General features: G+C 65.5%; 11 protein-coding genes. 3 read left to right on the top strand and 8 right to left on the bottom strand.

Going from position 1 to position 13,237, the window contains the following annotated elements; all coding sequences use genetic code 11:
* Positions 1-54 precede the first annotated feature (54 nt).
* The 4 genes from C163_RS09865 to C163_RS09850 form a co-directional block, all read right to left on the bottom strand.
* Positions 55-999, bottom strand: coding sequence for a LysR family transcriptional regulator (locus C163_RS09865; protein WP_025338607.1), 945 nt, complete (start codon positions 997-999; stop codon positions 55-57).
* Between the two features lie 138 nt (positions 1,000-1,137).
* Positions 1,138-1,848 carry a YebC/PmpR family DNA-binding transcriptional regulator gene (locus C163_RS09860; RefSeq protein WP_025338606.1) on the bottom strand — a complete coding sequence of 237 codons (711 nt, stop codon included), beginning with the start codon at positions 1,846-1,848 and terminating at the stop codon, positions 1,138-1,140.
* A 226-nt stretch (positions 1,849-2,074) separates the two neighbouring features.
* Entirely contained in the window at positions 2,075-3,466 is a 1,392-nt protein-coding gene (locus C163_RS09855) for an FAD-dependent oxidoreductase (protein WP_025338605.1), read from the bottom strand.
* A gap of 15 nt (positions 3,467-3,481) precedes the next feature.
* Positions 3,482-4,798 (bottom strand): MFS transporter, encoded by a 1,317-nt coding sequence (locus C163_RS09850; RefSeq protein ID WP_025338604.1) that lies wholly within the window; start codon positions 4,796-4,798, stop codon positions 3,482-3,484.
* Between the two features lie 243 nt (positions 4,799-5,041).
* Here C163_RS09850 and C163_RS09845 point away from each other — a divergent pair, with 243 nt between their 5' ends.
* Both C163_RS09845 and C163_RS09840 read left to right on the top strand, forming a co-directional pair.
* Positions 5,042-5,911, top strand: coding sequence for a LysR substrate-binding domain-containing protein (locus tag C163_RS09845; RefSeq protein ID WP_025338603.1), 870 nt, complete (start codon positions 5,042-5,044; stop codon positions 5,909-5,911).
* A 156-nt stretch (positions 5,912-6,067) separates the two neighbouring features.
* Positions 6,068-6,439 (top strand): DUF2784 domain-containing protein, encoded by a 372-nt coding sequence (locus tag C163_RS09840; protein WP_025338602.1) that lies wholly within the window; start codon positions 6,068-6,070, stop codon positions 6,437-6,439.
* Here C163_RS09840 and tam read toward each other — a convergent pair.
* Positions 6,429-7,205 (bottom strand): trans-aconitate 2-methyltransferase, encoded by a 777-nt coding sequence (tam, locus tag C163_RS09835; protein ID WP_025338601.1) that lies wholly within the window; start codon positions 7,203-7,205, stop codon positions 6,429-6,431. The genes C163_RS09840 and tam overlap by 11 nt on opposite strands.
* A 262-nt stretch (positions 7,206-7,467) precedes the next feature.
* Positions 7,468-8,877, bottom strand: a complete 1,410-nt coding sequence (locus C163_RS09830; protein ID WP_025338600.1) for an amino acid permease — start codon at positions 8,875-8,877, stop codon at positions 7,468-7,470.
* 323 nt (positions 8,878-9,200) lie between these two features.
* Here C163_RS09830 and C163_RS09825 point away from each other — a divergent pair, with 323 nt between their 5' ends.
* Positions 9,201-10,625, top strand: a complete 1,425-nt coding sequence (locus C163_RS09825; RefSeq protein WP_015269943.1) for a PLP-dependent aminotransferase family protein — start codon at positions 9,201-9,203, stop codon at positions 10,623-10,625.
* A gap of 343 nt (positions 10,626-10,968) precedes the next feature.
* Here C163_RS09825 and C163_RS09820 read toward each other — a convergent pair whose 3' ends face one another.
* Both C163_RS09820 and C163_RS09815 read right to left on the bottom strand, forming a co-directional pair.
* Positions 10,969-11,991 (bottom strand): histone deacetylase family protein, encoded by a 1,023-nt coding sequence (locus tag C163_RS09820; RefSeq protein ID WP_013972048.1) that lies wholly within the window; start codon positions 11,989-11,991, stop codon positions 10,969-10,971.
* Entirely contained in the window at positions 11,991-13,232 is a 1,242-nt protein-coding gene (locus C163_RS09815; protein ID WP_025338599.1) for a Zn-dependent hydrolase, read from the bottom strand. The genes C163_RS09820 and C163_RS09815 overlap by 1 nt, the downstream gene beginning before the upstream one ends.
* Positions 13,233-13,237: the final 5 nt, after the last annotated feature.

Genomic DNA, 13,237 nt, shown 5'->3' with positions numbered 1-13,237 from the left:
GCCCCAGTCTAGGCACCTATCCCGAAGTGAATAACCCCGCCTCGCGCATACCTGCTATGGCAAACCCGCATGCCCGCCCTGCACACCGAACTGCGACTGGCGCCACAACTCGAACACCCGGTTGCGCAACCAGCGGTGTTCGGCCGAGGCCTGCAGGCGCTGGTGCCACACCACCCAGTAGCGCTGGCTGTGGTCGATGAAGCCCAGCGGCCGCCAGGCCAGGTCATGCAGGCGGCACAGCTGCCGGGCGATGTGCTCGGGCACGGTGGCCAGCGCCTGGCTGTTGGCGATCACCTGCACGGTGGCAGAGAAGAACGGCACTTCCAAACTGACCCGCCGTTGCAGGCCCTGGGCGCGCAAGTGGCGGTCGATGAAGCTGTCCTTGTCGCCTCCACCGGAAATACGCACATGCTTGTGCGCCAGGTAGTCGGCCTGGCTGAGCGCGCCACGGGCGGCCAGCGGGTGGTCGTGGCGCATCAGGCACACCGCGCGGTCCTCACCCAACAGCCGCCCGTGCAGGTTGGGTGGCGACTCGTCGAACAAGGTGGTGGCCAGGTCGATCTCGCCGCTGGCCAGCAAGGCGTACTGGCCGGCCTGCCAGGTGCGGTACTCCAGCGATACACCCGGCGCTTCGCGCTCCAGCGCCGCCACCAGCAGCGGCAGCATGTGCTCGGCCACGTAGTCCGAAGCGGCCAGGCAGAAACGCCGCTCGCAGCGCGCCGGGTCGAACACCGCGGGCTGGCGCAGGGCGTGCAGCTCTTCGAGAACCTGGCGCAGGGGTTCGACCAGGGCTTCGGCGTGTTCGCTGAGCACGTAACCGCGGCCTTGGCGTACCAGCAAGGGGTCGTCGAAGGCTTCGCGCAGGTGGGCCAACTGGCGGCTGAGGGCGGACTGGCTGACGCCCAGGCGCTCGGCGGCGTGGCTGAGGTTCTTCAGCTGCAGCAGGTGGTCGAGGGTGCGCAGGTGGGCGAGGCTGAGGGAGGCGAAAGCGGGGTTCATCGGGGTTCGGCTCCAGACCGCTGGCGAGGGCTTTGCCCTCGTTTCGCGACACAAGGCCGCTCCTACATGGGTCATGCGTTCCCCTGTAGGAGCGGCCTTGTGTCGCGATGGGCCGCAAAGCGGCCCCAGAGAAGCAGATCAGTCAGTCAGACCAACATAAACGTTCTGCACGTCATCGTTCTCGTCGATGGCTTCGAGGAACGCTTCCACCTCGGCCAGCGCCTCGGCACTCAGGGTTGCCGCGCTCACCGGGTTCTTCGGGGTGTAGCCGATCTTCGCCGAGGTCACGGTGAAGCCATGGTCCGGCAGGGCCTTCTGCACCGCGTCCAGGTCGGTGGTGTCGGTGATGAACAGGGTCGAACCCTCTTCGTCGCCTTCCTCGAAGTCCTGGGCGCCGGCTTCGATGGCCGCCATTTCCGGGTCGGCGTCGCCGCTCGGGGTGGCTTCGATCAGGCCGACATGGTTGAAGTCCCAGGCCACCGAACCACTGGCACCCAGCTGGCCCTTGCGGAACAGCACGCGGATTTGCGCGACGGTGCGGTTGACGTTGTCGGTCAGGCACTCGACGATCAGCGGTACCTGGTGCGGGGCGAAACCTTCGTAGCTTACCGCCGAGTACTGCACGGCATCGCCGTCCAGGCCCGCGCCCTTGCGGATTGCGCGCTCCAGGGTCTCGCGGGTCATCGAGGCCTTCTTGGCCTGCTCGATGGCCAGGCGCAGGCGTGGGTTCATGTCCGGGTCGGCGCCGGACTTGGCGGCGATCTGGATCTCTTTGGACAGCTTGCCCATGATCTTGCCTTTGGCGTTGGCCGCGGCTTCTTTATGTTTGGCTTTCCACTGTGCGCCCATGTCGACTCTCTTGTTTCAGCGGCCGGTTCAGGAAGCGACCGGCCAAAAGTGGGTGCAGTTTATACGCCCTCTGGCCTGTGTTCGACAAGAAATCGCTGGGGCCGCTTCGCGACCCTATCGCGACACAAGGCCGCTCCTACAGAAGAAGCGCGCCAATCTGGGCTCGCGCGTCCCCCTGTAGGAGCGGCCTTGTGTCGCGACAGGGGTGCGAAGCGCCCCCAAAATATCAGCCTTTATCGGCCTTGCCCGCCGCCGCGGCAAACCGCGCCAGGCGCACATCCAGCCTGCGCGGCCGCAGCCCACGGTCCTCGGCCCGCTCCTTGCGGCGGATGGCATTGCGCACCATCAGCGAGCCCAGGTAGCGAATCGGCTCGGGCGGGAACAGCCCCAGCGGCCCCTTGACCAGCGGCGAACGGGTCCATGGGTTGTCCAGCCCCAGCGCCAGCGACGACAGAATCTGCCCGCCCATGTGGCACGGCCCGACGCCGCTGCCGGAGTAACCAAAGCCGTAGAACACGTTGCCCTGCCCGTCCAGCCGGCCAAAGAACGGCAAACCGGTGACCGAGCGGTCGGACGGCCCGTTCCAGCTCGCCGCCAGCGGCACCTCGGCCAGCGCCGGGAAAAACCCGCCCAGGCTTTCACGCAGCAGCGGCCGGTACGGCGACGGCTGGTCGAACACCGGCAGCATGCGCCCGCCATAGGCGAAGGTATTGCCGCCCTTGCCGAGCATCAGCCGACCATCGGAGGTGTTGTGGTAGTAATGCACGAATATCCGCGAATCGAGCACGCTGATGCCGCTGTCCAGGCCGACCTGGTGCAACAGCTCGGGGCAAGGTTCGGTGATCACCATGTCGCTGGAAACAATCGCCACGCTGCGCTCGAACTGCGGGAAAGCCCGCGCCATCCAGGCATTCAGGCCAAATACCACGCGGTCGGCGCGCACCGTGCCATGGGCCGTGCGCACCTGCACCGGGGCGCCGTGCTCCAGGCCGGTCATGGCGGTGCCCTCATGGATGCGCACGCCGCGCTGCAAGGCCACCCGGCGCAGGCCGCGCACCAGCTTGCCCGGCTGCACCGTGGCCGCGGCCGGCGAGAACCAGCCTTCCAGGTGCCGCGCCGAACCCGCCAGGCGCTGCACCTGCTGCAGCGGCAGGCGGCGAAACGAATTGATCCCCTTTTGCTCCAGCGCGGCGATCACCGCGTCGGTGGCGCCGACCTGGGCGGCGTTGGTGGCGGTGTACAGCGTGCCGTCCAGGCGGTAGTCGCAGTCGATGCCATTGGCCGCGCAGAACGCGCCGATCTCACCGATGCTGCGCTCCGACTCACGCACCAGGCGCACCGCCTCGGCCACCCCGAACAGCCGCTCGAGGGTGAAGTACTTGGCCGACCAGGACAACGCACAGCCACCATTGCGGCCACTGGCACCGGCACCGCAGATATCGGCCTCGATCAGCACGATATCCAGGGCCGGCACCGCTTCCTTGAGCATCAGCGCGGTCCACAGGCCGGTATAGCCGCCACCGACGATGCACACATCGCAACGGGCATCGCCTTGCAGCGGCGGGCACACCGCCTCTTGCGCCGAATCCAGGGCCTGTTGCAGCCAGAAGGGTCTCATTCGCTCGCTTTCCTTTCAGGTACGCAGTGGCTTGATTGCCATGCTGGTATTCGGTGCCACGTCGGCGCTTTGCGCAGCGCTGGCCGGGCGGCTGTTCCAGTGCGGCAGCAGTACCAGCGCCGAGAACAGCGCGCAGCCGGCGAACACGATGAACACCGTGACACCATCGAAGTACCCCGGCAGCAGCCCGCCCAGCACCGCCCCCACCGAGCCACAGCCGTTGACGAAGCCTGCTGCGGTGGCGCCGGCCTTGGCAGTGCCGAAGTCGATGGCCGCAGCGCCGCTGATCATCGAGTCCGGCCCGTACAGGGTCAGGCCCATGACGAACAGCAGGGTCACCACCAGCATCACACTGCCGGTGTGCATGGCCGCCATGAACGCCGCCAACGCCACGGTCAGCAACACCAGGCTGATGACACAGGCCGGCATGCGCCGGGCGCCGAACAGCTTGTCGGAGGCCAGGCCGATGATGATCGGGCCGAGCAGCCCGGCCAGTTCGAAGGCTGTCGGGATGATCGCTGCCCCCACCTTGCCCACCGAGGGCATCTGCTCGAAGACGATCACCGGCCCCCACAGCAGGATGGCGTAGCGCGCCGGCTTCAACAGGAAGTACGCCAGCCCCAGGGTCAGCACCGTGCGGTTGCGCATGATCTCCTTCAGCGGCGCCCACACGCTGCACAGGTTGCCGGCCGGGGCCATGCTCTGCGGCTCGGGCTCCACCGCCGGCAGGCCGACGTCTTCAGGCTTGTTGCGCTGCAGGAAGAAGAACAGCACGGCCACCAGCGCCACCACCGCGGCACTGGAGAAGAACGCCGCGTGCCAGGTACCGACCAGGGTATAGGCCCACCAGCCGGCGAACGGCGAGGCCACCAGGCCGCCGAAGGCATAGCAGGAGCTCCACAGGCCCAGCACCCGCCCACGCTGCGACGCCGGGAAGAAGCTGCCGATGTTCTTGCACAACCCGGCCCAGCCGGTGGATTGCGCCAGGCCCTGCACCAGCATGCAGGTGGCGAAGATCGGGAAGGTGGCGTAACTGCCCATCACCACCGCCGCAACAGCAGAAATCAACAGGCCGCCGAGCACCACCACGCGTGGGCCAAAGCGGTCGGCGAGCATGCCCCAGGTGAACTGGCCCACGGCGTAGGCGGCCAGGTAGATGGCGTCGAGGTTGGCCATGGCGGCCTTGTCGAGCATGAAGTTGGGGTCTTCAGCGATGCCCAGCTTGGCCACCGAGAAGGCCTTGCGGGTGAAGTAGAAGGCGGCGTAGGCCAGCCAGGTAATGGCGAAAATCTGGATACGCCAGCGTTTGAACGCGGCTAGGGATTGGTTCATGTAAGTCTGACCTCTTGCTTGAGTGTGCCGGCAGAATGTGAAGAAACGCCTGTCTTGTTCTTGTGTTACGCACAGCGATGACGAGGCTGTCATCGGGTCAGATGGCGCCGTGTGGGTGCCATGGCCCTGGCGGCACTTGTGGTACCAGCGTCGGGCTGACATGCATGGAAACAGTTGCGCTAAGATAAATAAAATCGATTTATCGTATTTCACACATAAGCCCAGCTTGTTACTGAGGTCGTCATGTCGGTTTCCCACGCACAACTCAAGGCCTTCCATGCCGTGGCCGTTCACGGCAGCTTTACCCGCGCCGCCGAAAAGCTGTTTCTTACCCAGCCCGCGGTGTCGGACCAGGTGCGCAAACTGGAGGAGCGCTTCGGCGTCTTGCTGTTCCACCGCAACAAGCGTTCGGTGCAGCTCACCGACCTCGGCGAGCGCCTGCTGGGCATCAGCCAGCGCCTGTTCGCCTGCGAGGCCGAGGCCCATGAACTGCTGCAGGATTCGCGTGCGCTGCACACCGGCAGCCTGGTGCTGGCGGTGGATGCGCCGGTGCACGTGCTGCCGCAGATCGCCCGCTTCTGCCAGCGCTACCCGGGCATCCAGGTGAAGATCGAGACCGGCAACACCGACGAGTCGCTGGCCCGGCTGTTCAGCTACCAGGCCGACCTGGCACTGCTGGGGCGGGACGTCGACGATGAGCGGCTGCACTGCCTGCCGCTGCGCCGCGACCCGATGGTGGCGTTTGTCTCGCACCAGCACCCATGGGCCAGCCGCGGCGCGATCAGCCTGGCGGACCTGGACGATACGCCGCTGGTGCTGCGCGAGCCCGGGTCGGTGACGCGGCAGACGCTGGAAGAAGAAATGCAACGGGCCGGGCTGCGGATTCGCCCGGCGATCCAGGTGGAAGGCCGGGAAGCGGCGCGGGAAGCGGTGGTGGTGGGGATTGGTGTGGGGGTGGTGTCGGCGGCGGAGTTTGGTGCGGATGCGCGGGTGTGCGCGTTGCCGATCGTCGATTGCCAGCGGCACCTGACCGAGACACTGGTGTGCCTGAGCGAGCAGCGCACGCGGCGGGTGGTGGCGACCTTCCTGCAGATGGTGGAGGACGGGTTGTAAGCCTGTGCCGGCCTCTTCGCGGGCTCGCCCGCTCCTACAGGATCACCACAGGTTTTGAATGCTGTGCAGTGCCTGTGGGAGCGGGCAAGCCCGCGAAGAGGCCGGTACAGGCAACCCAACTATGCTGGGATAACCTCAACCCTCGGCACACAACCCATGCTCTACCGCCTTGCCGCCGACACCCTGGTCCTGCTGCACCTGCTCTTCATCCTGCTGGTGCTGTTCGGCGGCCTGCTGGTACTGCGTTGGCGCCCTGCCCTGCTGCTGCACCTGCCGGCGCTGGCCTGGGGCCTGGCGGTGGAATGCCTGCACCTGGGCTGCCCGCTGACCACCTGGGAAAACCGCATGCGCAGCGCGGCTGGTGACGCGGGCTACCAGGGCGGCTTCGTCGAGCACTATATCTGGCCGTTGATCTACCCCGCCGGGCTGACACCGCACATCCAGCTGCTGCTGGGCACTTTCGTGCTGCTGCTCAACCTCGGCATCTACAGCTACGTGGCCTGGCGCTGGCGCCGCCCTAGCGGGTAGCGATCACGAACAGCCGCGGGAACGGCAACAGCACCTTGCCATCGGTGGCCGGCGGGTAGTCGCGCTGCATCGCCTGCAGGTACATCTGCAGGAAATCCGCCTGCTCCTGCTCCTCCAACCGCCCCAGGTACGGACGCAAGGCCGAACCCTTGAACCATTCCACCACGGCTTCCGCGCCACCGGCCAACGGGTGGTGGTAGGTGGTGCGCCACACATCCACCCGTGCACACAGCGGGCTGAGCAGGTCGTAGTAGAACGCCGTGTTGTGCCGTGGCGGCAGCTGGAAATCAGCGAACTTCGCCGCCCAGGGGCCCTGGCTGGCGATTTCGCGCAGTTGCCGGTGGGCCGGCTCGTCGAGGTTGTCCGGGGTCTGCACAGCCAGGCTGGCACCTTCGCTCAGCTGGCGCACCAGGTGCGGGTACAGCGAGGCGTGGTCGGGCACCCACTGTAACGAGGCATTGGCCAGGATCAGGTCCTGCGGCTCGGGGGCGGACCAGCCGGCAATGTCAGCGACGACAGTGCGCACCCGGGGGATGCACAGCCGTTTGCGCTCGCGGGCCTTTTCGATCATGTCCGGGTCACTGTCCAGGGCCGTCACCTGGGCATCCGGGTAACGTTGCAGCAGCACCTCGGTGGAATTGCCAGGGCCACAGCCCAGGTCGGTGGCGTGTCGTACCGGGCGTGGTGGCACAGCGGCGAGCAGATCGCGCACGGCGCGGGTACGCTCGTCTTCGAACAGCGAGTACTGGGTGGCGGACCAGGCCATGTGAAGCTCCTTTGGGCGGGCGATGTGTTCAGCATATGCCATGTAACAGGCGGCGCGATCCCTGTAGGAGCGGCCTTGTGTCGCGATCGGGCCGCAAGGCGGCCCCAGCGATAGTCGCAGCAATCGAGAAATCTGGGGCCGCTTTGCGGCCCGATCGCGACACAAGGCCGCTCCTACAACGGTGCACAAGCCGGAACTGGCCCAACAACGCAAAACGGCCGGGTCCCTGAGGGAGCCGGCCGTTTCGAGAAGCGAGTGACGCTTAGTGCTGCTTGCCAGTGCGGATCTGGTGCACCACACCCATCGCCACCACGATTGCCGCGGCGATACCGGTGGAAATCACCAGGATCTGGTAGTCAGGCATGAAGGCCATGGTCACCAGGGCGGCCACGATGAACGCGATCACCAGGTAGGTCAACCACGGGAACAGCCACATCTTCAGGCGTACTTCCTTGCCTTCGGCAATCAGCTTGCGGCGCATGCGCAGCTGCGAGAAGGCAATCACCAGGTACACCAGCAGGGCAATCATGCCGGTGGTGTTCATCAGGGTTTCCAGCACGTCTTTCGGGCGCAGGGTCTCGCTGAAGTTGATCAGCGCACACACCACGGCCACGGCGCACGAACCCATGATCGCGTACACCGGTACACCGGTGCCGGCGCGGGTGATCTTGAAGAACGACGGCGCGTCGCCACGCTGGGCCAGGGAGAACAGCATGCGCGAAGCGGTGTAGTGGCCCGAGATCAGGCAGCTGCTCACCGAGGTCAGCACCACGAAGTTCATCAGCAGCTCGGCATACGGCACGCCCAGCAGTTCCAGGGTGCGACGGTAGGCGCCATAGCCGGAAACGCCCAGGTGCGGATCGTTCCACGGTACCAGGCAGACGATCAGGAAGATCGAACCCACGTAGAACAGGCACACACGCCAGACCACCGAGTTGGTCGCCTTGACGATCTGCGCGGCCGGGTCCTTGGCTTCGGAAGCGGCGATGGTGACGATTTCCGCGCCGAGGAAGGCGAACATCACCCCGAGCAAGGCACCGATCACGGTGGTGATGCCATTGGGCATGAAGCCTTCGGCGGTGAGGTGGCTGATGCCACGCACTTCACCGAACTGCCAGATGTTCAGCACGGCAGCGGTACACACGATCAGGAAGCAGACGATCGCGATCACCTTGATCAAGGCGAACCAGAACTCGAACTCACCGTAGTGCTTGACGTTGAAGAAGTTGACGGTGATCAGCAACAGGGTCGTGGCCAGCACGAACACGTTGACACTGACGTCGGGGAAGAAACCATGCAGGATCTTGCCCGCCACATAAGCTTCCCAGGCCATGAGGATGACCCAGTACCACCAGTACAGCCAGCCGATGGTGAAACCGGCCCAACGGCCGATGGCGCGATCGGCGTAGGTGGAGAACGAACCGGTGTCTGGCGAGGAAGTCGCCATTTCACCCAGCATGCGCATGATCAGTACCACCAGGATGCCGCCTGCCAGGTAGGCCAGCACCGCGGCTGGGCCGGCGCTGTGAATCACGCTGCCGGAACCGACGAACAAGGCGCCGCCGATAACCCCGGCGATCGACATCATCGTCAGGTGGCGCGACTTGAGCGAGGCACTGAGCTTGCTCTCGTGCCCGCTTTTCGCGGTGGTGGTTGTGGATGTTGCGTCCATCAGTTGTGTACCCCGTGCTTCTTTTTATCCAAGGAAAACTGTGAAACCCCGATGGCTGGCGGTTTCACGTACATCAGTGCTAATGCGCGCAGGATGGTGTGAGCGAACACACGCAGGCCCTCCATGGCGGCCTGCTGACGCGCCCCAGGGCAGGCGCCTGGGGCGAACTGAACATGCTTTAGGTGGCGATATCTGACACCTAATGTAAAAATGTCCGACGCAGAGAGCCATGCACAGTGGCATGAAACTCGCACTGCACTGTACAGGTCGCCCATGCAATACACCTTGCAAACGCCGGGCGATACGCACCCTGAAGGCCCCGAATGTTCGAATTACATCCAGACTCCTCGACCCCGCTGGTGAACCAGATCATCGACGGGCTGCGCGAGTTGATCGACAACCAGACCCTCAAGCCAGGCGCCAAGGTCCCCTCGATCCGCGCCTTTGCCGCGAGCTATTCGGTGAGCACCTTCACCGTGGTCGAGGCCTACGACCGTCTGGTCGCCCAGGGCCTGCTGGTGAGCCGGGGCAATGCGGGGTTCTTCGTCAACCGCGCGGCGGGCGAATTGCTCGACCCGCACAACGCCGAGGCCGACACCAGTCGACCAACGTTCAACTCCGAGTGGTACCTGCAGCAGATCTTCGAAATCCGCCAGCTGCCGTTCAAGCCTGGCTGCGGCTGGCTGCCCAACGACTGGATGTACGAAGACGGCCTGCGCCGCGGCCTGCGCCAGGTGGCCGGCAGCCCGCTGGAGCTGTCGGGCTACGGCGACCCCATGGGCCTGATGGAGCTGCGAGCACTGACCGCACAGAACCTGCAGCAAGAACTGTCGATCGTCGCCAACCCGGCGCAGCTGATGCTCACCCATGGCGCCAGCCAGGCCCTGGACCTGGCCGCACGCACCCTGGTGCGCCCGGGCGACGTGGTGTTGGTGGACGACCCCGGCTACCCCAACCTGATGAGCATCCTGCGCACCCAGGGCGCAACCCTGGTCGGCGTGCCGCGCACACCGGCCGGCTACGACCTGAACCAGCTGGAGCAGTTGCTCACCCATCACCGCCCCACTGCGTTCTTCACCCAGCCGCACCTGCACAGCCCGACCTGCTCGCGCACGCCGCTGCCGCAGCTGCACCGCCTGCTGCAACTGGCCAGCCAGCATGGCTTCCGCCTGGTGGAAAACAACCTGTACGCCGACATGGTCGCCGAACCGCAGCCGTGCCTGGCCAGCCTCGACCACCTGCAGCAGGTGGTGTACGTGGGCAGCTACTCCAAGAGCATTTCGCCCAATGTGCGGGTCGGCTACATGCTGGCCAACCCCGAGCTGATGCAGAAGCTGCTGCACCTGAAGATGCGCTCTGGCCTCACCACTTCGCAGGTGATGGAGCGCGTGGTGTATGCCGCGATCATCGACGGGCGCTGGCGCAAGCACCTCAAGCGCCTGCGCCAGCGTTTGGCCGAGGCGCACCAGGAAGTTGGCCGGCATCTGCATCGGTTGGGCTTCGAGCTGTTCATCGAGTCGGATGAAGGGATGTATATCTGGACCCGCCACCCGGCGATTCCGGACAGCGCGGCGTTGCTGGATGATGCGTTGGAGAAAGGCATCATGCTCGGGCCAGGGCAGTTGTTCATGGTCGATGCCAAGGCGACCGGCTGGATGCGGTTCAACGTGGCGTTCAGTACCGAGCCGGCGATGTGGGAGTTGCTGGAGAAGGTGTTGGTGAAGCATGTGCGGCGGGGTGGGGTGTAAGGGGCTGCGGGGTGTTCGCCACAACACTTTCAGCGCCTATGAGATCGAGCGCCGCCCGCGCGGCGCTTCGCGGGACAAGCCCGCTCCCACATCTGTTTCGGGCCAGTCACTCCTGTGAGGGCACCTGTGTCCGCCTTGTTTGTTCCATTCGATATCGAGGGGGCGCGACTGCTCTTCATCGATCTTCAGCCATGCCCCAAGGCTGCAACCCATCTGGCGCAGGAGTAATTGGCCCGAAACAGATGTGGGAGCGGGCTTGTCCCGCGAAGCGCCGCGCGGGCGGCGCTCGATCTCATAGGCGCTGAAACTGTCAAGGCAAGCACCCGTCAGCCCCGACAATACGTTATCGCCAGTCCGCCTTGTCGGCAAAAAACGCCTGCGCATTCGCCTCCAGGCTCTCCAGGTGATACCCCCCTTCCTGCACGATCAGGCACGGCAAGCGCATCGCCCGAATCCGCTCGCCCAATACCGCAAACCCTTCAGTCGTCACCGCCACCTTGCTCTGCGGGTCGAGTTCGTAGATATCGAACCCCAGCGACAACACCAGCACCTCGGCGCCAAAGTCCTTCACCGCAGCCAGCGCGATCTCCAGCTGGCCCATGAAGTCCGCTTCGCTAGCCCCATGCGCCATCGGCAAGTTGAGGTTGTACCCCTCCCCCGCACCGCTGCCACGCTCGTCCGCGAACCCGGCCACACCCGGGTAGAAGTTGGTGGGGTCGCCATGCACCGACACATACAGCACATCCCGGCGGTCGTAGAAGATTTCCTGAATCCCCTGCCCGTGGTGCATGTCGGTATCGAGGATGGCCACGCGGCTGTAGCGGCTGCGCAAGGCCTGGGCAGCGACAGCGGCATTGTTGATGTAGCAGAAACCACCGGCTGCATCGAAGCGCGCATGGTGGCCTGGCGGCCGGCACAGGGCATAGGCCGCCGGCTCGCCGTCGAGAATGGCCTTGGCACCGGCCACTGCGCTTTGCGCAGACCAATAAGCCGAGCGCCAGGTGTGTTCGCCTACAGGGCAGCTGCCGTCAGCCAGGTAGCGCCCGGCCTGGGCGAGGATGCCGCGCAGGGCGTTGGGTTCACGCACGAAGATGTTGGACATGACCTCGTCGCCCCAGTCCTCGGGCACTTCCTTCCAGCGCGCATGGGCCTCTTCGAGGAAGGCCAGGTAGGCCTCGCCATGCACTGCCTTGAGCGGTTCGAGGCCGGCGTCCTCAGGCTGACGGATGTCGAAGCCCAGATCCTTGGCCGCCTGCAGCAGGCGCTGGGCGCGTTCGGGGACTTCCTGCGGGGTGCGCATGGCGCCGCGCGAGTAATAGCTGCGTGGGTGGTGCAGCAGTTGTTCGGGGTGGAAGTAGCAACGCATCAGGCGTCTCCTTGTTCGATACGACCCGCGCGGGCCAGCACGGCATTGAGCAGTACATCGGCGCCCTGGCGGGCGTCGTCGGGCAGTACGTCTTCGGCCTCGTTGTGGCTCAGGCCGCCGACACAAGGGATGAACACCATGGCGGTCGGGCAGTAGCGGGCCAGCAGGATGGCGTCGTGGCCGGCGCCGCTGACGATCGACTGCTGGGCATAGCCCAGGCCATCCACCGCCTGCTGCACGGCGGCTACGCAATCGGCATCGAATGGTGTGGCCGGGCTGACCCAATGGCGCTCGATACGCACCTGCAACCCGCGCTGATTGGCGATGGCTTGCAGCTTCAACGTCAGGTCGCGCTCCATCGCCTCGATGGCTTCATCCCGGTGATGACGCAAGTCGACGGTGAACTGCAGCAGCCCTGGAATGGTGTTGCGCGAGGACTTGGCGATGGACAGTTCACCCACCGTGGTCAGGCCTTCGGGGGCAAAATCGGCAGCCAGTTGCTCGACCGCCTGGATCATCCGTGCGGTGCCGTACAAGGCATCCTTGCGCAGCGGCATCGGCGTGGTGCCGGCGTGCGCGGCCATGCCTTCGACCGTGACGTCGAGCCATCGGATGGCCTGCCCGCCGCTGACCACACCAATGGCCTTGGCGTTGTCTTCAAGGATCGGGCCTTGCTCGATATGCGCCTCGAAATAGGCATCGACCTGGCCGCCCAGCGGGCGCCGGCCGGCGTAACCGGTGCGTTGCAGTTCGTCGGCGACGCTGATGCCATCGGCGTCGCGAATGGCCAGCGCTTCGTCCAGTGCCAGGGTGCCGGTGAACACCGCCGAACCGAACATGGCCGGGGTGAAGCGGGCGCCCTCCTCGTTGGTCCATACGGCGATTTCCAGCGGCTTCCGTGTCTGGATGTTCAGGTCATTGAGCCGGCGCACCACTTCAAGGCCCGCCAGCACACCGTAGACGCCATCGAAACGGCCGCCCTCAGGTTGGGTGTCGAGGTGGCTGCCCATCATCACCGGCGCTGCATCGGGGCCGCTGCCAGCACGGCGAGCGAACAGGTTGCCGATGGCATCCACAGTCAGCGTCAGGCCGGCTTCGCGGCACCAGTGGCTGAACAGTTCACGGCCAGCCTTGTCCTCGTCGCTCAGGGCCAGGCGGCAGCTGCCGCCACGGGCGGTAGCGCCAATTTCGGCCATGGCCATCAGGCTCGCCCACAGGCGTTCGCCATTGCTTTTCAACATGTGCG

It is taken from the genome of Pseudomonas sp. FGI182, assembly GCF_000511325.1.
GTDB lineage: Bacteria > Pseudomonadota > Gammaproteobacteria > Pseudomonadales > Pseudomonadaceae > Aquipseudomonas > Aquipseudomonas putida_Z.
This window is presented reverse-complemented; position numbering and strand designations above follow the sequence as displayed.